Raw genomic sequence first — 20,016 nt, 5'->3', positions numbered from 1 at the left:
CGCGCCATGGAGCAGGATCTGAATCTGAACAGCACGGGACGGCCGGCTATTGAGGAAGAGCGGCTTTATGATCTCTACTCGCTCAATGTGCTTGATACGTCGGCGGAGACGCGCTTTGACCGGCTCACGCATCTGATCGCCGACATCTTCCGCTTGCCGGTCGTGCTGATCAGCCTGGTGGATCGCGACCGGGAGTGGTTCAAGTCGGCCTTCGGCTGGGATCGCGCTCAGGTCGATCGCGACATCTCTTTCTGTGCGCACGCCATCGACAGCAAAGATGGCATGCTTCTGGTGTCCGATACGCTTCGGGATCCACGCTTTTCCCGCAATCCGTTGGTGACCGGCGATCCCGGCATCCGCTTCTACGCTGGCGTGGTGGTGCACGGCCCGGCCGGCCATCCCGTGGGTACCCTGTGCGTCATCGACCGCATCCCCCGCGCCTTCGACGAACAGGCGCTGTCCCGGCTCCGGCAGTTCGCGGAGCTGGTGCAGCATGAACTGCACCATGTGCGCGAGCTGCGCCGCCTGCGCGCCGCCGTTGAATTCTCCGTGTTCTACGATCCACTCACCCGTCTACCCAATCGGCGCTTGGTTGGTGAGCGGCTGCAGCACCTGATCGAGCTCAGCCAGGGAGACGGACGCAAGGTGGTGGTGCTGCTGTTCGATATCGAGGGGCTGCGGCTGATCAACGAAAGCCACGGCACCGCCACCGGTGACCGGATACTGGTGGAACTCGCCGCGCGGCTGCGTGACGGCTGCCCGCCGGGTGGTACGGCGGCGCGGCTGGAGGGGGACGAGTGCGCACTGGTCCTGCCCGCGCCGGGGCGCGATACCGGTTGCATCGACACCATGGCCGAGCAGATCCGCGGGGCACTGGAGCGCCCGTTCATCGTCGACGGGCACGAGCACTACCTGAATGTCCGCATTGGCGGTTCCGTCTTCCCGGACCACGGTACGACACCACGGCGGCTTCTGGAGCGGGCGGCGACCGCGGTCCGCGTGCCGTCGGACGGTGTGCACAGGCCCGTGCGGTTCGTCAGTCAGGCCGACTCCGCGGACATCTCCCGGCGCATCGCCGTGGAATCCCGGCTGCGCAGAGCCACGGAGCGGCAGGATTTCCGGCTGCACTATCAGCCCATCACGTCGCTGTCCGACAACGGCATTGTCAGCTACGAGGCGCTGTTGCGCTGGCACGATGACGAGCTGGGCGAGATGTCGCCGGGCAGTTTCATCGCCATCGCCGAGCAGACGGGTCTGATCGTCCCCATGGGCCGCTGGGTGGTGGAGGAATGCTGCCGGCAGCTGGCCGCCTGGCGGCGTGCCGGGGTAACCCTGCGGCCAGTGGCCGTCAACGTGGAAGCGGTGCAGCTCCAGGACCCGCTGTTCGCCACCATGGTGCTGGACAGCCTCGAAGCGGTGGGCATGGAACCGGAGCTGCTGCATCTGGAGATCACTGAACTGTCACTGGTCAGCCACGGCGGCCAGGTAGCCGACAACATGCGTGTGCTCAGTGAGGGACGGATCAGCATCTACGTGGATGATTTCGGCACCGGCTATGCGTCCCTGGACTATCTGCGCCGCATTCCCATCGCCGGGTTGAAGATCGACCGGTCCTTCGTCGACGGGCTGCCCGAAGACAGCCAGGACGTCACTCTGACCCGCTCCATGATCGGCATGGCCCGCAGCCTTGGCCTGAAGACCGTGGCCGAGGGCGTGGAGACGTGGTCGCAGTATCAGTTCCTGCGTGAAGCCGGCTGTGCCCTGGTCCAGGGCTATCTGCTGGCCCGGCCCATGCCGGCGGAGGCGGTGGGCCGGCTGCCGGCCGCCCTGCATGTCTCCCCGGGCATGGATGGACTGCGGTGAGCGCGTATGTTGGTGTGAAGGCGTGACACGGGCCACCCGGGGGAGAGCCATGGACCAGCAGGTGCTGGCCGACGCCGTCGAGCGCGGCAAGGCTGTGCAGGACCGCTTCGAGACGCTTCGCTACACGCGGCTGGTGGACACGGTTGGCGGCTATCCCCGCGGCAGCGTCGTTATCGATGACGGTATCGTGGTTCCGGGGTACCCCTCCATTGGCCGGGTGCAGTCGCTGGCGGCCGGGCTGGAGCGTCATTTCGACGACGCCTTCTGGGCGGAGGAGAAGATCGACGGCTTCAACGTGCGGATCGTGCGCCACGGAGACGATCTGTATGCCTTCAGCCGTGGCGGTTTCGTCTGCCCGTTCAGCACCGACCGCCTCCCGGATCTGGTGGACCCGGCGATCCTTGATGACGAGCCTGGCTTGGTGCTCTGCGCAGAGATTGCAGGGCCGGAGAACCCCTATCTGGAAGGCTGCCCTCCGGACATCAAAGAGGATGTGGCGCTGTTCATCTTCGACATGATGGACACCACCTCCGGCCACTTTCTCCACCAGGAGCACCGCATGTCGCGGCTCGACTATTATGCCCTGCCGGCTGCGCGGATCTTCGGCCGTTACCGGCCCATGGACGTCCAGCCCCTGCGCGAACTGATTCTGGAGCTGGATGCGCGGGGCAGCGAGGGGCTGGTGTTCAAGGCGGAGCGCGACGACGTTCGGGCCAAATACGTGACCGGCCGCAGCAATATCGTCGACATCGCCCTGTGCGGCGATCAGCTTCTGGATCTGCCGCCGGAGTACTTCACAAACCGGCTGATGCGCCTCGCGCTGTTCGCCAGTGAGCACCAGCAGATGGGCGATGCGGCCCTTGAGCGCCAGCTGGGGCAGGCCTTTCTCGAAGGGGTGGGGCGGGCCATCAACCGCAGCCGGGAGTACGGGCGTGTGGGTATCCCGTTCCGCTGTCGATTCCGGCGGCGACGCAACGCCGAGCTGTTCATGGCGCACATGAAAGCCACCGGTGGCCGGCGGGTGCACATCGCCGAAGACATGCCGTGCTGGGAAGACGGTTACTGGCGGCTGGAGTTCGAACGCGAACTGGAGCGGATGACCGGCACCCTGGCAAATACCCTGTCCGGCGGCGCGCAGTTCGACTGAATCACGACCGTCTGGGGTCGCGCTCGGCCAGGTTCTCCATGACCCGCCGCAGGTAGGCAGCGGTGACCAGCTTGACTCCCATGCGGTTGCCCATCTTGCGCATGCCCTCGTCGGCGGTGGCGAGCTCCGCATCCAGCTCCATGGCGAGCAGGACAGCGTCCACGTCCTCGCGGGAGTCCACCAGTCCCTTGCGCATTGCCTCGCGGAAGCGCTCGCGCAGGTGGGTGATCAGCTCCGGGTCCATGTCCACCGACGCGCCGGCCCGTTTGGTGTGCTCCTCCGCAATGCGCAGGCCGCGGTCGATGCGCGTGCGCACCTCGTCGATGAACTCGTACAGCACATCGCTGGGAATGGTCAGCGAGAAGCGCTGGGGCGAGCGGACCCAGATCTCGGTTTCCACGTCGCCGGCCAGGGCGTCGTCGAGCTCGCGGATGGTGCGGAACTCCTCGTAGACCGACAGCGGCATGTAGAACTCCGCCGGGCAGCGCCGCGCCAGCGCGAGAAACGTCTCCAGGACCTGGACCGGTGTCTCGCCGAACTGCGCGGAGACGTGCGGGTTGGTGAATACGCTGGTATCCAGAACGAAGCGACGCATGACGGCTCCCGTGAATGCGCGGACTCTCCTGGCATCATGTGTCGAGGGCGCCGGTGCGTCAACGGCGCCAGCGAGCACGCGTTCGTCGTGGGACAGGATGGTGTTCGGGCCGGTTGTCAGCACTCTGGCTCCCGGGTTCGGTTCACGAGGCCCACGGACAGGTGGGCATACTGGAAGGTTAGTACAAACAGTGGCATGGAGCCGCTGCACCGCAAAGGTGATATGGTCTGCAGGGCAGACAACAGGGAGTGTTCCCATGACGGACGCGCTGATTTTCTATACCAATCCCATGTCCCGCGGCCGGATCGTGCGCTGGATGCTGGAGGAACTGGGCATTCCGTACCGCACCGAGCTGCTGGATTACGGCGAAGCCATGAAATCCCCGGAATACCTGGCCATCAACCCCATGGGCAAGGTGCCCGCCATTCTGCACGGCGGCACCATTGTCACCGAAAGCGCCGCCATCTGCGCCTATCTCGCCGATGCGTTCCCGGATGCCGGGCTGGCGCCGACGCCGCAGTCCCGCGGCGCCTACTACCGCTGGCTGTTCTTTGCGGCGGGTCCTCTGGAAGCGGCGCTGATGAACCGCAGCATGGGCGTCGAGCCCGATGCCCGGCAGCGGATCCAGGTCGGGTGTGGCGACTATGCGTCCGTCATGGACACTCTGGCCCGGGCGCTGGTTGGCGGCAGTTTCATCGCCGACGAGCGGTTCACCGCCGCCGATGTCTACGTCGGCTCGCAGATCGGCTGGGGGCTTCAGAGCGGGATGATCGAGGAGCGTGAGCTGTTCCGCGACTACTGGGTGCGGGTCAGCGACCGCGATGCCTACCGCCGGGCGGCTGCGCTGGACGACGAGGCCATGAACGCCGCGCACTGACCGGGGCGGCCCGTGGAGAGCCGCCCCGAGTCGGCGCCTCAGGTCTGCGGTGCCGCGGCCCGGTCCGACACCATGCCGGCGTGGGGCGAGGGCAGCCGCTTGCGCCCGAATACGATCAGCCCGATGGCCGGGATGAACATGATCAGGCCGTACAGTGCCGCCGGCATGAGCATGGTTTCGCCGTCCAGTGCCCGTAGGGTGGACCTTCAGGTCCACCAAGCGATCAGCGACGACGTTCGACAAACGGGAAGTGCAGGCTGCGCCAGGACGACGCAACCCGCTGCAGAGGGAGATCAGACGGGGTCGACAGCGGTTTCCATCGCCCACACCTGGCCGGCCATGCGGCGTTGCGCGGCGACGTACTCCCGCTCCAGGTTGGTGACCACCTCGCCTGCGGGGCGAACGTCGCGGATGCTGCCCACGCCCTGACCGGCGCCCCAGATGTCCTTCCACGCCTTGTTCTTGCTGCTGCCGCCGGAGCCGAAGGACATCTTGCTCTTGTCCGCTTCCGGCAGATCGTTCGGGTCCAGGCCGGCCCGGGTGATGCTGCCGCCCAGGTAGTTGCCGTGCACGCCGGTGAACAGGTTGGTGTAGACCACGTCGCCGGCACTGGAGTCCACGATCATGGACTTGTAGTCCGGTGCCGCGTTGGCTTCCTCGGTGGCGATGAAGCGGGTGCCCATGTAGGCCAGGTCCGCCCCCATGCTCTGCGCCGCAAGGATGTGCTCGCCGCGGGTGATGGCACCGGAGAGGATGATCGGCCCGTCGTAGAAGCTGCGGATCTCCGAGACCAGGGCGAACGGGCTGAGGGTGCCGGCGTGACCGCCGGCGCCGGTGCAGACCAGGATCAGGCCGTCCACGCCCGCCTCGATCGCCTTCTGCGCATGCCGCACGTTGATGACGTCGTGGAACACCAGCCCGCCGTAGGAATGCACCGCCGGGATCGCCTCGGTGGGGGCGCGCAGGCTGGTGATGACGATGGGCACCTCGTACTTCACGCACATCTCCAGGTCATGCTCCAGGCGGTCGTTGCTCTGGTGCACGATCTGGTTGACGGCGTAGGGCGCCACCTTTTTCTCCGGGTGCGCGGCCTTGTACTCGGCGAGCTCGGTGTGGATGCGCTGCAGCCAGAGCTCCAGCTCCTCGGCGGGGCGAGCGTTGAGTGCCGGGAACGAGCCGACAATGCCCGCCTTGCACTGGGCGATGACCAGATCGGGGTTGGAGACGATGAACAGGGGCGAGCCGATTACCGGCAGCCGCAGGTTCTCTTCAAGAATCGTTGGCAGAGTCATGTGGGTTCTCTTCGTGATGATCGGTGTCGGGAGTGTCCGCAAATCTACCAGTCGCGCGAACACCGAAAATCGTCGTTTCGGACGACGCGCGGCGTTGTGCGCGACCGTGACCATGGTTCTCAACGGTAAGAGACTCGCCGTGTCCTCAGCCGGAGAGCATCAGGCCATGATCAAGCTTGTCTACTGTGTCAGAAAACGCACCGATCTGTCTCAAGAGGCGTTCGCCAGGTACTGGCTTGAGCAGCACGGCGCGCTGGTCCAGAGCCTGGCGGAGGCGCTGGGGGCGCGGAAGTACGTGCAGAGCCACACGGTCGAGCCCGACATGAACGAGGCCATTCTCAAGTCCCGCGGACTCAGTGAGCCCTACGACGGCATCACCGAACTCTGGTGGGATGATCTGGCGAGCTACCAGGCCACTGCGAACTCCCCGGCCGCACGGGAGGCCCGGCGCGCCCTGCTCGAGGACGAGGCCACGTTCATCGATTTCTCGCGCTCGCGCATCTTCCTCACCGAGGAGCACGTGGTCTTCGACCGGTAACGGGCGCCGGCGCAACCGCGGCATGAACAGAACAATGAGCGAGGAGAGCCATGTACCTGACCCAGCCCCTGCACAAGTCCCTGCGTGAAAGCCCCGGTGCCACGGCCACCGTCTTCGGTGAGCGTCGCCGGACCTGGGCCGGATTCGTCAGCCGTGTCGCCCGGCTGGCCGCCGCCCTGCAGGCACAGGGGATGCAGGCCGGCGACCGTGTCGGCATTCTGGCCCTGAATTCCGACCGGTATCTGGAGTTCTTCTACGGTGTGGTCTGGGCCGGCGGCGTCATCAATCCCGTGAACATCCGCTGGAGTCCCGCGGAGATCGCCTACTCCCTGGATGACTGCGATACCCGAATCCTGCTGGTGGACGCCACCTTCCGGGAGCACATTCCCGCGGTGCGGCAGCAGTCCCGGTCGCTGCGTACCGTCATTGATCTGGATGGCGGCGATGGTGACGGCGCGCTCGACTACGAGGCGCTCATCGCCGCCGCCGACGCCGCTCAGGACGCCATGCGCGGCGGCGATGACCTGGCCGGTGTGTTCTATACCGGCGGCACCACCGGCAAGCCCAAGGGCGTGATGCTCAGCCACGCCAACATCTACAGCGGCGCCCTGGGCACGCTGGCGGCAGGCCACCGGCCGGATCGCGCCGTGGCGCTCCACGCCGCGCCCATGTTCCACATCGGCGGCACCGGACTCACCGTGCAGGTCTCCGCGCGGCTCGGCACCCACGTGGTCATTCCGCAGTTCGACCCGGTGTCGGTGCTGCAAGCCATCGAGGCAGAGCAGGTCCAGGAGACCTTTCTCGTGCCGACCATGATCGGTCGCGTTCTCGACGACCCGGCGTTCCGGCAACACGACACCAGTACCCTGCGGATCATGCTCTACGGTGCGGCGCCCATCGACTCGTCGCTGCTGGAGCGCGCTACCACCGCGTTTCCCGCCGCAGAGTTCATCCAACTCTACGGCATGACCGAGCTCTCTCCGGTGGCGACGCTGCTGCCCGGCTGGTGCCATACCAGCGAAGGCCGCAAGGCCGGCAAGCTGCACTCCGCCGGTCGCCCCATCAGCACCGCCGAACTGCGGGTGGTGGACCCGTCGGGTGACGACGTGCCGGTGGGCGAGGTGGGGGAGATCGCCGTGCGCGGCCCCACGGTCATGCAGGGTTACTGGGGCAAGCCGGAGCAGACCGCCGAGGCGCTGCGCGATGGCTGGATGCACACCGGCGACGGCGGCCGCATGGATGAAGACGGTTTTCTGTTCGTGGTGGACCGGCTCAAGGACATGATTGTCACCGGTGGCGAGAACGTTTATTCCGCCGAAGTGGAGGACGCCGTCCTGCAGTATCCCGACGTGGTGGCCTGTGCCGTCATCGGCGTCCCGGACGAGGATTTCGGCGAGCGCGTCCACGCGGTGGTGGTGCTGCGCGATGGCGCCGAGCTGGATCAGGATGCGCTCTTCCGGCATTGCAGCGCGCTGATCGGAAGGTTCAAGTGCCCGCGCAGCCTGGAAGTGCGCGACGAACTGCCGCTTTCCGCCGCCGGCAAGCTGCTCAAGTACAAGCTGCGTGAACCCCACTGGCAGGGGCGCGAGCGGCGGGTATGACGGCGCAGGACGGCGACTGGCAGCAGGCGCTCGATGCCCTGGCCGGGAGCATTCTCCCGGGCGGCAGGGCGACCAGCGTCACGCGCGTCAGCGGCGGTGCCAGCCAGGCGATCTGGGCCTTTGATGCCGAGACCGCGGATGCGCGCGAGCCGCTGATCATGCGCCTTGCCGGCGCATGGAACCAGTCGGACGAGCTCGGTGCCCTGGGTCTGGACACCGAGGCGGCCGTGGTGGATGCGGTCGCCGACTGTGGTGTGCCCGTCCCGCATGTGCGGCTGCGCCTGCAGCCGGACGACGGGCTGGGTGTCGGCTACGTGATGGACCGGATCGATGGCGAGACCATCCCCCGGCGCATCCTGCGCGACGCCGAGTACGCCGGTGCGCGGGAGCGACTCGCCGCCCAGTGCGCAGACGTGTTGGCGCGCATCCATGCCGTGCCCACGGCGGCGCTGCCGGCCGCCGTCCCACGTCCGGACATTGCTACGCAACTGGATGACCAGTACGCCGAGTACCGGGCTCAGGGCGTCCCGCGCCCGGTCTTCGAGTACGCCTTCCGCTGGTTGCGTGAAAACCGGCCGCCCGACCCGGATGCGCCCGTGCTTCTGCACGGTGATTTCCGCAACGGCAACTTCGTAGTGGGCGCCGAGGGGCTGCGGGCGGTGCTGGACTGGGAGGTCGCCCACGTGGGCGATCCCATGGAAGACATCGGCTGGATCTGCGTGAACTCGTGGCGGTTCGGCAACATGGACAAGCCCGTGGGCGGCTTCGGCGACCGGGACGCCTTCTACGCCGCCTACCGCGCCGCGGGCGGTGCTCCGGTAGACCGGGAGCGCGTCCACTACTGGGAAGTCTACGGCACGCTTCGGTGGGGCGTGATCTGCGGCAGCATGGCGCGGGCCTACCGGGAGGGGCGTGACCGTTCGGTGGAACGGGCCGCCATCGGCCGCCGGGCGTCCGAGACCGCCATCGACCTGTTGCGACTGCTGGTGCCCATCCGGAGCGCCTGAGGGGAGGAGAGGCGATGCGTGAACAGCCCGGCGCGGAAGACCTGATCGCTGGCGTGATCGAGTTCCTGGAGAACGACGTGGTGCCCGCCACCGAGGGGCGGCTGGCGTTCCACACCCGGGTGGCTGCCCGGGCGCTGGCCATCGTCCGCCGTGAGATCGAGCACGGGCTGACAGCGGAACTGGAGGAGCGGGTCAAGCTGGAAGCCCTTCTGGGCCGCCGGGGCACCAACAACACGCTGGTGGAGCAGTTGTGCGAACGCATCGCCGACGGGCGCATCCCGCTCGACAGCGGCAGCCTGCAGGACTACCTCTGGGCCAGCACCCTCAACGCCATGGCCGTGGACCAGCCCAACTACTCCGCCTACCGGCGCACCCTGGAAGAGCTGAACGAGAGTCGCCAGACATGAACTTCGATCTGCCCGATGCCATCACCGATTACCTGCAGGAGCTGGACGCCTTCATCGAGGACGCGATCCGGCCCCTGGAACTGCAGGACGACAATCAGCGCTTCTTCGACCACCGCCGCGAGTGGGCGCGCACCGATTTCGAGCGGGGCGGGCTGCCACGGCCGGAGTGGGAGGCGCTGCTGGCCGAGGCGCGCCGGCGTGCCGACCGGGCCGGCCACCTGCGCTTCCCGCTGCCCCGGGAGTACGGGGGGCAGGACGGCTCCCATCTGGCCATGACCGCCATCCGCGAGCACCTGGCGGCGCGGGGGCTGGGGTTGCACAACGACCTGCAGAACGAGCACTCCATCGTCGCCAACAATCCGTTCGTGCTGCTGTTCCGGGACTTCGGCACCCATGCGCAGCAGCAGGCGTTCATCCACGGCATGCTGGACGAGCACCTGCACCTGGCGTTCGGCCTCACCGAGCCGGATCACGGCTCAGATGCCACCCACATGGAAACGGCAGCGGTGCCGGAGGCGCGCGACGGCGTCGACGGCTGGCGGATCGACGGCGAGAAGATGTGGACCACGGGTATGCACCTGGCCACCCACTGCGTCGTGTTCGCCCGAACCCACGGCAACGCCGGGGACGCCAGCGGTATCACCGCCTTCATCGTGCCGGCGGACGCCCCCGGTGTGGTGATCGAGGAGTACCTGTGGACGTTCAACATGCCCACCGACCACCCGCGGGTGAGTTTCACCGACGTCTGGGTGCCGGATGACGCCATCCTCGGCGCCGCCGGTGACGGGCTCGCGGTGGCGCAGCATGTAGTGCACGAAAACCGCATCCGCCAGGCCGCTTCAAGCCTTGGCGCGGCCCAGTACTGCATCAACGAAAGCGTGACCTACGCCCGCCGGCGCAAGCCCTTCGGCCAGGCGCTGGCGAAGAACCAGGCCATTCAGTTCCCGCTGGTGGAGCTGGCCACCGAGGCGGAAATGCTGCGGTTGCTGATCCGGCAGACTGCCTGGCAGATGGACACCATGCCCAAGCTGGAGATCGAGCGCCGCCTCTCGGACCGGGTGGCCATGTGCAACTACCGGGCGAACCGGCTTTGCTGCGAGGCGGCCGACCGCGCCATGCAGGTTTTCGGCGCGCTCGGCTACTCGCGTCACCAGCCCTTCGAGCACATCTACCGTCATCACCGCCGTTACCGCATCACCGAAGGATCCGAGGAAATCCAGATCCGCAAGGTGGCCGGCTACCTGTTCGGGTACACGGGGCCGGGGAAGTGGCGCGACGCTGACGCAACCGTGGAGTGATTCATGAGCAGCACCTTCGAGACCATTACCCTGGAGCGTGCCGACGGCATCGCCTGGCTCACCCTGAACCGGCCGGACAAGCGCAACGCGCTCTCCATTCCCATGCAGGAGGAGATGCGCGCCGCGCTGGCCGAAGTGGCCGCCGATACTGGCGTGCGCGCCCTGGTGATCACCGGCGCCGGTGACGGCTTCTGCGCCGGCGCCGAGCTGGACAAGCTCTGGGGCGATGCCGGCGAACAGAGCTTCGGCGACGCCGTGGGCGACGTCATGGACCGGCTCTCCCATCCGCTGATCTGCGACATCCAGGCACTGCCGGTGCCGGTGGTGGCTGCCGTCAATGGCGCGGCGGCCGGTGCGGGCGCAAGCCTGGCCCTGGCCGCCGACGTGGTGCTCGCCCGGCGCTCGGCCTATTTCCTGCTTCCGTTTGTGCCCAACCTGGGCATTCTCCCGGACTTGGGGGCGACCTGGCACATGCCGCGCCTGATCGGGCGCGCGCGCGCCCTGGGGCTGACCCTGCTGGGTGACCGCCTGCCCGCCGAAGACGCTGCCAACTGGGGGCTGATCTGGGCGTGTACCGACGATGACGCCCTTCTGGATGATGCCCGCGCGGTGGCGTCACGGCTTGCCGCCGGCCCGCCGGACGTGGTGCGCCGGGTGCGGGAAGCGTTCGCGGCCTCGGAGCACAACAGCCTCCCGGCGCAGCTGGACTACGAGGGCGAGCACCAGCGCGGCCTGCTGAACCGGGACGCGTTCCACGAGGGCGTCGCCGCGTTCATGGAGAAGCGCGCGCCGCGGTTCGGGGAGCGCGGCGGCTGAATCCCGGGCGCCCCCTGCCCAGCGAAAGGGGCGGTGTGCTATAAGTGACGGCCTGTGAATACGCACCAGCCGCCATCACTACTGCTGTCCAAGCTGCGCCCGCCCCTGACCGCCCGGTTTCAGGTGCGGCGAGCTGCTGTGGTCGAGCGGATCGCCGATGACCGGGACAGCCGTCTGGTGCTGATTCGTGCGCCGGCAGGGTTCGGCAAGACCACGGTCATGCAGCAGGCCCGTGATGCCTGCGAGGCGCGGCAGGTGGCCACCGCCTGGCTCACCGCCGACCCGGCCGACAACGACGTCAATCGCTTTCTCGCGTTCCTGTCCGCGGCGCTGGACCGCATCGTCGCGGGGGGCGGCAGTCAGCGTGAACCGGCCTCTGCCCACCTGCAGCTCCGGGACGAGGCCAGCGGCGAGCTCGCGCTGGAACTCATGGACCGCGTCGCCAGCTGCGCCGTGCCGTTCTCGCTGTTCATCGACGAGTTCGAGTCGGTGCAGAACTCCACCGTGCTGGGGCTGGTCCGGGAGTTGGTGGACCATATCCCGCCAGGCAGCCAGCTGATCCTCGGCTCGCGCACCGTGCCGGAGCTTGGGTTCGGCCGCCTCCGGGCCCGGGGCCTGCTGCTGGAGGTGGAGCCGGCAGACCTGCGTTTCTCCATTGATGAGACCACCCACTTCCTGCGCGATCATCGCGGGCTCAGCCTGGACGCCAACCAGGTGGCGCGTCTGCACGAGTCCACGGAGGGGTGGGCGGCAGCGCTGTGGCTTGCCTCCATGGCCGTGGAGCGGCGTGCAGACGCCGGCGCGTTCCTGGAGGGCTTCTCCGGCTCCAGTGCCGCCATTGCCGATTACCTGGCCGAGGACGTGTTCGCGAATCTGCCGGAGCCGCTGCAGACCTTTCTCCTGCGCACCAGCGTGCTGCACCAGTTGAACGGTGACCTATGCAACGCCGTGGCGGGGGGCGCGGATGGCGCCGGCATGCTGGAGGAGCTGGAGCGGCGCAATCTGTTCCTGCTGCCGCTGAGCGACGACCGCAGCTGGTACCGCTACCACAGCCTGTTCCGGGACTTTCTGCGCAGCCAGCTTGACCGGCAGCAGCCCGGGGAGGTCGCCGCCCTGCACCGCGCCGCTGCCGACTGGTATCGCGAGCGGGGGCGGCCCATTCCGGCGGTGGAACATGCGCTGGCGTCCGATGAGTCCGACACCGCCGTTGCCATTCTGCTGGACAACGCCGAGCAATTGCTCATGGAGGGGCGGTTCCGGTTGCTGTCGCGCTGGCTGGGTGCGCTCCCGGCCGAGGCGCTGGATGCCCACCCCCGGTTGCGGGTGGTCCACGTGTGGGCGCTGGCGTTCAGCCGTGGCTACAAGGAGGGCATGGCCATTCTCGCACGCATGGATCATGGCGATATGGATGCCGGGACGCGCGCCCACGTGCTGTCGGTGCGGCCCATGTTGCTGACCATGATGGATCACGTGGAGCAGGCCTACGACGAAGCCATGGCCAATCTCCAGGAACTGGAGGCGGGGGTGAACTTCCCCTACAGCATGCTCGCCAACTCCGCGGCCTATCTGGCGATGATCAAGGGGCGCTACCGGGAGTCGCGCGAGCTGCTGGAGGCGTCCCGGCTGGCGCAGGACGTCGGTACCGGCCGCTTCAACATGATCTACTCCGAAGTGGTGGAAGCCACCATCGATCTGCTGCGCGGGCGGCTGCGCCAGGCCACCCAGCGCTTCCGCGTGGCCGCGGGAACCCAGCACGGCCACCGCCGCTTCGACACCAACGGCAATGTCATGGCCGGCGTGCCCCTGGCGGAGGTGCTCTACGAGACCAATGCGCTGGATCAGGCCGAGCGGTTGCTCAATGTCTACGTGCCGCTGGTGCGTGGGGTGCGGCTGCCCGATCAGATGATCAGCGCCCACGTCACCATGTCGCGGATCGCCGCCCTGCGCGGGGACGCGGAGAGTGCGTTCCAGCTCCTCACCGATCTGGAATACCTGGGCTACGAGGGGCAGCTTCCCCGGGTGGTCTCCAGCGCCCGGCTGGAGCGGCTACGCCACTGCCTGATCCAAGGCGATTTGCACGGTGCCCGCAACGAGTACCTGCGTGCCCGTGACCGGGCGTTGTGGGCGCGGGTCACCCCCTATTCCGCCCTGGGCAATGACATCGAAACCCTGGCGCTGGCGCGCCTGCGACTACTGGTGCACGGCTCCCGGCCCGACCGGGCGGTGGCACCGCTGCGTCAGGCCGTCAGCGAGACCGAGCGCAATCGCCGCCACCGCCGTGCTCTGAAGCTGCGGCTGCTGCTGGCGGCGGCGCTGGCGCGCGCCGGCGACGACGAGGGCGCCATGGCGGAGCTGGAGCCCGCCCTGCGCTTCGCGGCCGACGAAGGGTTTGTGCGCATCATCGCCGACGAGGGCGATGTGGTCACCGGCCCGGTGCGGGCGTTCACTACCAGCCGTGCCGGGGCCGACCTGCCCGCTGAGTACCGTGAACGGTTGTACGCCGCCTGCGGGCTCAGTGAACATGGCGCCACGGGCGCCTGCGCCGCCGGTGCGATGCCGGAGCCGCTCACGCCCAAGGAGGTGCGGGTGCTGGAGCAGCTCGCCGGGGGCAACTCCAACAGCGGCATCGCCGCCATGTTGTTCGTCTCCGAGAGCACCGTGCGCACCCACCTGCGCAACATCAACGCCAAGCTGGATGCCCGCAACCGCACCGAGGCCGTGGCCATCGCCCGGCGCCTCGGTCTGGTCGACTGAACTCCCGGGGTCCTGCCGTGAATGGACGGTGATTCGTCGCTTCGGACGATTCTGCCGCACGCCCCCGTTTCTAGACTGCTCCCATGCCGTCACCTCCCCTGGCTGGCGTGTCGTCAGTCGGGGCGGGCGGGTCGGCGGAACCTGGAGGAGAAGTCACCATGACCACAACGACGATAACGCGCGTGTCCGCTTCCGCTCTCGTGGCGGCCGGCCTGCTGCTGGGCGGGGCCTCGGCGGCCGATGCCCGGCAGTTGAACTACGCCAGCGGTTACCCCGATGGCTCCATCGGCATTGAAGCGGCCGAGCGCTGGGCCGATGCCGTGGAGGAATACTCCGACGGTGCCCTCAGCGCCCGGGTGTTCCCGCTGTCACTGCTGGATTTCGAGGAGGCGTCGTCCGGCGTTCGCGACGGCATCGCCGACAGCGCCTTCGTGCTGCTGCCCTATTTCCAGTCCGAGTACCCCCACGCCAACATGGTCGCCGAGATCTCCATGGCGCTGGAGCTGGCCGACGAGCGCACCCCGGGCCACGAAGGGCTGGCCTACGCCGGCGCCATGTCGGAGTTCATCTTCAATCACTGCCCCGAGTGCGTCGAGGAGTTCGAAGCCCAGAACCAGCTCTTCCTCGGGGGGTCGTCCAGCACCTCCTATCACCTGATCTGCACCGAGGAGGTGACCTCCCTGGATGATCTGCAGGGGACCCGCGTGCGTGCCGGCGGTGCGCAGTGGTCGCGGTGGGCGGATGCCCTGGGGGCGTCGTCGGTGTCCATGTCCGTGAACGACATGTACGAGGCGCTGAGCCAGGGGGTGCTTGACTGCGCCTCCATCGATCTCACCGGTCTGACCATCTTCAGCCTGTCCGACGTGGCCACGGACATCACCGTGCAGGTGCCGGGCGGCGCCTACGGCGGCAGCAGCCCGGCGAGCCTGAACCTGGACACCTGGCGCAGTCTCGACACCGACGGGCGCGAAGCCCTGATGCGTGCGGCCACGGTGATGTCGGCGGAGCTCAGCTACCTCTACGCCGAGGAGGACATCGCCAACCATACCCTGGCCGAGCAGGAGGGCATCGCCATTCACGAGCCCGATGACGCGCTGCTGGAGGCCTCCCACGACTTCATCCGCGAGGATCTCGAGACCATCGCCAGCCGCTATCAGGAGCGGGGCGTCGATCGGGCGGAGGAGATGATCGCGGAGTTCCGGCCGCTGCTGGACCGCTGGCTGAAGCTGGTGGAGGACGTGGACGACGCCGACGAGCTCGCCCGGCTCTACTGGGACGAGGTCTCCTCGAAAGTGGACGTGGACAGCTACGGCATGTAGCGCCACCGGGCGGAGCGGCACCGGATCGGTCCGGGTCGCTCCGCGCGTTCGCCCGTCACATCCGCCCCGGGGAGTTGCCCATGGGTATGCCGAGAACCATCTTCACCCCGGAACACGTGCAGTTCCGGGACGTTGCCAGCCGCTTCATGCGCGAGCGGATCGGGCCGCGCGCCGCCGCCTGGCGCGAACAGGGCCATGTGGACCGCGATGCCTTCCAGGCGCTCGGCGAGCAGGGGTTTCTGCTCATGTGGGCGGAAGACGACTACGGCGGTGCCGGCGTTCGCGACATCCGCTACGATCAGATCCTGCAGGAAGAGACGATCCGCCACGGCGAGATCGGCTTCTTCCACAACGCCCACTCCATGCTGGTGGGCCCCTACCTCGATCGCTACGCCACGCCGGAGCAGAAGCAGCGCTTCATCCCCCCGGCGGTGCGGGGCGACGCGATTCTCGCCATCGCCATGACCGAGCCCGGCACCGGCAGCGATCTTGCGGCGATCCGGACCCGCGCCGAAGACCGGGGCGACCACTGGCTCCTCAACGGCGCCAAGACCTACATCTCCAACGGCATTCTCGCGGATCTCGTGGTGGTGGCCGCGCGCACCGACCCGGACAGCCGCCACGGTATCAGCCTGTTCGTGGTGGAGCGCGGCATGCCCGGGTTCGAGCGCGGGCGGCGGCTGCAGAAGATGGGCCTGCACGCCCAGGACACCGCCGAGCTGTTCTTCGACGACGTGCGGCTGCCGAAGGAGAACCTGCTGGGCGAGGTGGGCAGGGGCTTCCGGCACATGGCGGAGTGTCTGGCGGTGGAGCGGCTGATGAGCGCCATCACCTCCATCGCCCATGCCCAGGTCGCCTTCGACATCACCCTGGAGTACATCAAGGAGCGCCGCGCCTTCGGTCGCCCCATCGGCACGTTCCAGAACAGCCGCTTCGTCATGGCGGACCTGCGCGCCCGGCTGGACGCGGTGCAGGCGCTGGTGGATCAGTGCGTCATGCTGGCCAATGACCAGGCGCTGGATGCCGAGGCCGCGTCCGGCGCCAAGCTGGCGGCCAGCGAGCTGGAGGGCGAGGTGCTGGACGCGTGCGTGCAGCTTCACGGTGGCGCCGGCTACATGGAGGAGTACCGCATCTGCCGCATGTACACCGACGCGCGCATCTCCCGCGTCTACGCCGGCACGTCCGAGATCATGAAGGAGATCATCGGCCGGGGTCTTGGCCTGGATGAGCGTCGATCGGGATGAATATCGTCGTTTCGGACGAGGCGCAGTCACCAGCCAGTATCCGAGGATGCCCAAGGAGAGCGCCGTCCACAGAAGACGGCTGCTGGCGATAACAATGACGAGACGTCTGGAGGAGATCATCATGGGGACCGGAACGCATCGAACTGGAAAACGACTTCTGGCAGTGTTGCCAGCCCTGGTCGCCGGCGTGGCGATGAGCGCGGCCGCGGATGCACGCCAGCTCAACTTCGCCATCGGTTACGCCGACGGCTCTCTTGGCGCCGACGCCGCCAACCGTTACGCCGACGCGCTGGAGGAGTACTCCGGCGGTGAGCTGACCGCGCGAGTCTTCCCCCGCTCGCTGCTGGAATTCGACGAGAGCTCCACCGGCCTGCGTGACGGCACGGCGGACAGCAGCATTCTGCTGTTGCCGTACTTCCCGTCCGAGTACCCCAGCTCCAACCTGGCGGCGGAGCTGTCCATGCTGCTGGAAGTGGGTGGCGAATCAGTGGACAAGTCAGGCCTCGCCTACGGCGGCGCCATGTCGGAGTTCATCTTTCATCACTGCCCGGAATGCCACGACGAGTTCCGGGCGCAGAACCAGGTATTCGCCGGGTCGGCGGCCACCTCGCCCTACTACCTGCTGTGCAATGGCGAGGTGACCAGCAGCGATGATCTCAGCGGCAAACGCATGCGCGTCGGCGGTGCCCAGTGGTCGCGCTGGGTTCGCGAGATGGGTGCCTCGCCGGTGTCGCTGTCCCAGCACGAGACCTACGAAGCCCTGAGCCAGGGCGCCGTGGACTGCAGCGTGCACTCCACCCCGGAGCTGACCATCGTCAATCTCATCGAGGTGATCGAGGACATCACCGTGGACATGCCCGGCGGTGTGTTCGGCGGTGTCGGCAGCAACAACCTCAACATGCAGACGTGGCAGAGCCTGGACGGCGACCAGCGCGAAGCGCTCATGCGCGCGTCGGCGGTGATGTCGGCGGAGATGAGCTGGGTGTACGAACAGGGTCACCAGGAGAACATGCAGAAGGTCCGCGACATGGACAAGATCACCGTCCACGAGCCGGACGACGGTCTGGTGGACGACACCGTTGCCTTCATCGAGGCGGACATGGAGCGCATCGCGGAGAACTACCGCGAGAACCATGGTGTAGAGCGGGCCGAGGAGATGATCGAGGACTTCCGAGGTATTCTCGAGGAGTGGATCGAGCGGGTGCAGGGCGTGGACTCCAGCGACGAGCTGGCCCGCCTCTACTGGGACCAGGTCTTCTCGCGCGTCGATCTCGAGTCCTACGGCGAGTAACCATTGTGCCGGCGTGGCGGCTGACCCGCCGCGCCGGCGTCCGTGAGACGTTGCCGCAATCTCCGGGGGCGGGGCATGTACACGATCGGCCGCTTGCTGTCGCGCATCACTGACTTCACCACCATTCTCGGCGGGCTCGCCATCGCGTTGATGATGCTGCACGTCACCGCTGACGTGATCGGCCGCTATTTCTTCAGTGCGCCGCTGCCGGGCACCATCACCATCGTCGCCTACTACTACATGCTGATCGCCGCTTTCGTGCCACTGGCATTCGCCGAGCAGAAGGGGGCGCACATCTCCGTGGAAGTGGTCACGGAGATGATGCCCGAGGTGTTGCAGAAGCACCTGAACGGGCTGGTGCTGGTGTTCTCCGCCACGGTCTTCGGCCTGTTGTCGGTGCGCACCTGGGAGGAGGCGCGCACCAAACAGGACATCGGCTCCATGGTTGTTCAGGCGGATACCTCCATTCCCGTATGGCCCACCGCGTATGCCTTACCCATCGGCTGCGGGCTGATGACGGTGGTGCTGGTCTACAAGTTCCTCGTCTACCTGTTCGGCGCCCGCTCCGGGCTGGATGAGGTCCGGGCGCGGCCGGAGGATCTCGCCAGCGATGACCGGTTCTCCTCCGACGACGGGGAGGGGCGCCCGTGAGTGATGTGGAGATCGGCCTCTACGGCCTCGGTATTCTCCTGGTGCTACTCGCCCTGCGGGTGCCCGTGGGCGTCGCGCTGATCGGCGTGTCGTTCGGCGGGCTGTGGTACATGGTGGGGTGGAACATCGCCTGGGGCGTGCTGGGGAACATTCCCTACAGCTTCGCCTCCAGCTGGGTATTGAGTTCGGTGCCCATGTTCCTGCTGCTGGGGTTCATCTGTTACCACACGCAGCTGACCCAGGGCATGTTCCGGGCGGCGCGGCTGTGGCTGTCGGGCCTGCCCGGCGGGCTCGCCATCGCGTCCATCTTCGGTTCGGCCGGGTTCGCGGCGGTATCTGGGTCGTCGGTGGCGTGCTCGGCGGCCATGGGCCGGATCGCCGTGCCGGAGATGATGCGCCACCGGTACCACCCGGAGCTGGCCACCGGCACCGTGGCCGTGGCCGGCACCATCGGTGCGCTGATCCCGCCGTCCATCATCATGATTCTCTACGGCATCATCGCCCAGGAGTCGATCCGGGCGCTGTTCCTGGGCGGTATCAGCGCCGGCATTCTCACGGCCATCGGCTACGTGATCGTCGTGCTGGTACGGGTGAAGCTCAAGCCGGAGCTCGCCCCGCCGCTGAACGAGAACATCCCGCTTAGCGAGAAAATCGCGGCCCTGAAGGACACCTGGCCGGTGCTGCTGATCATGATCGGCATCTTCGGCGGCCTGTTCAGCGGCGTGTTCACGCCCACCGAGGCGGGTGCCGTGGGCGCGTTCCTGGCCTGTCTGGTGGCGATCATCAAGCGCTCCATGACGTGGGAGCGCTTCCGCAACGCCATCCTGGAGACGGTGCTGACCACCGCCGCGCTCATGGTCATCGCCATCGGTGCCAATCTGCTCACGCGCTTTCTGTCCCTCTCCGGCGCCGGCGATTTCCTGTCCACCACCATTATCGGCGTGAGCCCGGATCCCATGATCCTGCTGCTGGGGATCGTGCTGGTCTACGTGATTCTTGGCATGTTCCTGGAGCCCATCGGGGCCATGCTGCTGACGCTGCCCATCGTCCTGCCGATCGTGGGCGACGCTGGCTTCAGCCTGCTGTGGTTCGGCGTTGTGCTCACCAAGCTGCTGGAGATCGGCATGATCACGCCGCCCATCGGCATGAACGTGTTCGTGATCAAGGGGGTGGTCCGGGATCTGGTCAGCACCACGGCCATCTTCAAGGGCATCGGCTGGTTCCTGGTGATGGACTTCATCGTGCTGGGTATTCTGATCGCGTTCCCCGGCATCATCCTGTTCCTGCCGGGGCTGGGGAGCTGATCGGCGTACCAC

General features: G+C 67.4%; 18 protein-coding genes. 15 read left to right on the top strand and 3 right to left on the bottom strand.

The features are described from left to right. The first annotated feature begins 6 nt into the window (after positions 1-6). Both ACNSTU_RS08040 and ACNSTU_RS08035 read left to right on the top strand, forming a co-directional pair. Positions 7-1,863 (top strand): putative bifunctional diguanylate cyclase/phosphodiesterase, encoded by a 1,857-nt coding sequence (locus tag ACNSTU_RS08040; protein ID WP_290631796.1) that lies wholly within the window; start codon positions 7-9, stop codon positions 1,861-1,863. A 49-nt stretch (positions 1,864-1,912) separates the two neighbouring features. Then, entirely contained in the window at positions 1,913-3,010 is a 1,098-nt protein-coding gene (locus ACNSTU_RS08035) for an RNA ligase (protein ID WP_290631798.1), read from the top strand. 1 nt (position 3,011) lies between these two features. Here ACNSTU_RS08035 and ACNSTU_RS08030 read toward each other — a convergent pair whose 3' ends face one another. Then, positions 3,012-3,605, bottom strand: coding sequence for an RNA ligase partner protein (locus ACNSTU_RS08030; RefSeq protein WP_290631800.1), 594 nt, complete (start codon positions 3,603-3,605; stop codon positions 3,012-3,014). A 256-nt stretch (positions 3,606-3,861) separates the two neighbouring features. Here ACNSTU_RS08030 and ACNSTU_RS08025 point away from each other — a divergent pair, with 256 nt between their 5' ends. Next, on the top strand, positions 3,862-4,482 hold the full coding sequence (locus tag ACNSTU_RS08025) for a glutathione S-transferase family protein (RefSeq protein ID WP_290631802.1): 621 nt from the start codon (positions 3,862-3,864) through the stop codon (positions 4,480-4,482). Between the two features lie 38 nt (positions 4,483-4,520). Here ACNSTU_RS08025 and ACNSTU_RS08020 read toward each other — a convergent pair whose 3' ends face one another. After that, on the bottom strand, positions 4,521-4,655 hold the full coding sequence (locus tag ACNSTU_RS08020) for a hypothetical protein (protein WP_290631804.1): 135 nt from the start codon (positions 4,653-4,655) through the stop codon (positions 4,521-4,523). Between the two features lie 120 nt (positions 4,656-4,775). Beyond that, positions 4,776-5,774, bottom strand: coding sequence for an NAD(P)H-dependent flavin oxidoreductase (locus ACNSTU_RS08015; protein ID WP_290631806.1), 999 nt, complete (start codon positions 5,772-5,774; stop codon positions 4,776-4,778). Positions 5,775-5,913: 139 nt separating this feature from the next. On the opposite strand from ACNSTU_RS08015, the gene ACNSTU_RS08010 reads away from it, so the two are divergent. The 12 genes from ACNSTU_RS08010 to ACNSTU_RS07955 all read left to right on the top strand — a co-directional run bounded on the left by ACNSTU_RS08010 (position 5,914) and on the right by ACNSTU_RS07955 (position 20,004). After that, on the top strand, positions 5,914-6,312 hold the full coding sequence (locus ACNSTU_RS08010) for an EthD domain-containing protein (RefSeq protein WP_290631808.1): 399 nt from the start codon (positions 5,914-5,916) through the stop codon (positions 6,310-6,312). Positions 6,313-6,362: 50 nt separating this feature from the next. Then, a complete protein-coding gene (locus ACNSTU_RS08005) occupies positions 6,363-7,913 on the top strand; it encodes an acyl-CoA synthetase (RefSeq protein WP_290631810.1) in 1,551 nt (516 codons plus the stop codon). Continuing rightward, positions 7,910-8,920: a phosphotransferase family protein gene (locus ACNSTU_RS08000; protein WP_290631812.1), complete on the top strand. Its 1,011-nt coding sequence runs from the start codon at positions 7,910-7,912 to the stop codon at positions 8,918-8,920. The genes ACNSTU_RS08005 and ACNSTU_RS08000 overlap by 4 nt, the downstream gene beginning before the upstream one ends. A gap of 14 nt (positions 8,921-8,934) precedes the next feature. Continuing rightward, entirely contained in the window at positions 8,935-9,327 is a 393-nt protein-coding gene (locus ACNSTU_RS07995) for a DUF6285 domain-containing protein (RefSeq protein WP_290631813.1), read from the top strand. Continuing rightward, positions 9,324-10,625, top strand: a complete 1,302-nt coding sequence (locus ACNSTU_RS07990; RefSeq protein ID WP_290631815.1) for an acyl-CoA dehydrogenase family protein — start codon at positions 9,324-9,326, stop codon at positions 10,623-10,625. The genes ACNSTU_RS07995 and ACNSTU_RS07990 overlap by 4 nt, the downstream gene beginning before the upstream one ends. Before the next feature lie 3 nt (positions 10,626-10,628). Continuing rightward, complete coding sequence (locus ACNSTU_RS07985) at positions 10,629-11,441, top strand: enoyl-CoA hydratase-related protein (protein WP_290631817.1); 813 nt, start codon at positions 10,629-10,631, stop codon at positions 11,439-11,441. Between the two features lie 54 nt (positions 11,442-11,495). Continuing rightward, on the top strand, positions 11,496-14,195 hold the full coding sequence (locus tag ACNSTU_RS07980) for a LuxR C-terminal-related transcriptional regulator (protein ID WP_290631819.1): 2,700 nt from the start codon (positions 11,496-11,498) through the stop codon (positions 14,193-14,195). Positions 14,196-14,353: 158 nt separating this feature from the next. Next, positions 14,354-15,514, top strand: a complete 1,161-nt coding sequence (locus ACNSTU_RS07975; protein WP_290631821.1) for a C4-dicarboxylate TRAP transporter substrate-binding protein — start codon at positions 14,354-14,356, stop codon at positions 15,512-15,514. Positions 15,515-15,594: 80 nt separating this feature from the next. Beyond that, a complete protein-coding gene (locus ACNSTU_RS07970) occupies positions 15,595-16,758 on the top strand; it encodes an acyl-CoA dehydrogenase family protein (RefSeq protein WP_290631823.1) in 1,164 nt (387 codons plus the stop codon). A gap of 94 nt (positions 16,759-16,852) precedes the next feature. Beyond that, complete coding sequence (locus tag ACNSTU_RS07965; RefSeq protein ID WP_290631825.1) at positions 16,853-18,049, top strand: C4-dicarboxylate TRAP transporter substrate-binding protein; 1,197 nt, start codon at positions 16,853-16,855, stop codon at positions 18,047-18,049. Between the two features lie 75 nt (positions 18,050-18,124). After that, positions 18,125-18,700 (top strand): TRAP transporter small permease, encoded by a 576-nt coding sequence (locus ACNSTU_RS07960; RefSeq protein WP_290631827.1) that lies wholly within the window; start codon positions 18,125-18,127, stop codon positions 18,698-18,700. Next, positions 18,697-20,004 carry a TRAP transporter large permease gene (locus tag ACNSTU_RS07955; protein WP_290631838.1) on the top strand — a complete coding sequence of 436 codons (1,308 nt, stop codon included), beginning with the start codon at positions 18,697-18,699 and terminating at the stop codon, positions 20,002-20,004. Before ACNSTU_RS07960 ends, ACNSTU_RS07955 begins: the two co-directional genes overlap by 4 nt. Positions 20,005-20,016: the final 12 nt, after the last annotated feature.

Origin of the sequence: Aquisalimonas sp. APHAB1-3 (assembly GCF_048323695.1) — a bacterium.
GTDB lineage: Bacteria > Pseudomonadota > Gammaproteobacteria > Nitrococcales > Aquisalimonadaceae > Aquisalimonas.
Note: the sequence above shows the minus strand (reverse complement) of the source record. Positions and strands in the feature narration are given on the sequence as shown.

What these genes read in the sequence shown, in the direction of transcription:
- ACNSTU_RS08040 (WP_290631796.1), top strand. Translation starts at nt 7, where the DNA reads ATGGAGCAGGATCTGAATCTGAACAGCACGGGACGGCCGGCTATTGAG.
- ACNSTU_RS08035 (WP_290631798.1), top strand. Translation starts at nt 1,913, where the DNA reads ATGGACCAGCAGGTGCTGGCCGACGCCGTCGAGCGCGGCAAGGCTGTG.
- ACNSTU_RS08030 (WP_290631800.1), bottom strand. Translation starts at nt 3,605, where the DNA reads ATGCGTCGCTTCGTTCTGGATACCAGCGTATTCACCAACCCGCACGTC.
- ACNSTU_RS08025 (WP_290631802.1), top strand. Translation starts at nt 3,862, where the DNA reads ATGACGGACGCGCTGATTTTCTATACCAATCCCATGTCCCGCGGCCGG.
- ACNSTU_RS08020 (WP_290631804.1), bottom strand. Translation starts at nt 4,655, where the DNA reads ATGCTCATGCCGGCGGCACTGTACGGCCTGATCATGTTCATCCCGGCC.
- ACNSTU_RS08015 (WP_290631806.1), bottom strand. Translation starts at nt 5,774, where the DNA reads ATGACTCTGCCAACGATTCTTGAAGAGAACCTGCGGCTGCCGGTAATC.
- ACNSTU_RS08005 (WP_290631810.1), top strand. Translation starts at nt 6,363, where the DNA reads ATGTACCTGACCCAGCCCCTGCACAAGTCCCTGCGTGAAAGCCCCGGT.
- ACNSTU_RS08000 (WP_290631812.1), top strand. Translation starts at nt 7,910, where the DNA reads ATGACGGCGCAGGACGGCGACTGGCAGCAGGCGCTCGATGCCCTGGCC.
- ACNSTU_RS07995 (WP_290631813.1), top strand. Translation starts at nt 8,935, where the DNA reads ATGCGTGAACAGCCCGGCGCGGAAGACCTGATCGCTGGCGTGATCGAG.
- ACNSTU_RS07990 (WP_290631815.1), top strand. Translation starts at nt 9,324, where the DNA reads ATGAACTTCGATCTGCCCGATGCCATCACCGATTACCTGCAGGAGCTG.
- ACNSTU_RS07985 (WP_290631817.1), top strand. Translation starts at nt 10,629, where the DNA reads ATGAGCAGCACCTTCGAGACCATTACCCTGGAGCGTGCCGACGGCATC.
- ACNSTU_RS07975 (WP_290631821.1), top strand. Translation starts at nt 14,354, where the DNA reads ATGACCACAACGACGATAACGCGCGTGTCCGCTTCCGCTCTCGTGGCG.
- ACNSTU_RS07970 (WP_290631823.1), top strand. Translation starts at nt 15,595, where the DNA reads ATGGGTATGCCGAGAACCATCTTCACCCCGGAACACGTGCAGTTCCGG.
- ACNSTU_RS07965 (WP_290631825.1), top strand. Translation starts at nt 16,853, where the DNA reads ATGACGAGACGTCTGGAGGAGATCATCATGGGGACCGGAACGCATCGA.
- ACNSTU_RS07960 (WP_290631827.1), top strand. Translation starts at nt 18,125, where the DNA reads ATGTACACGATCGGCCGCTTGCTGTCGCGCATCACTGACTTCACCACC.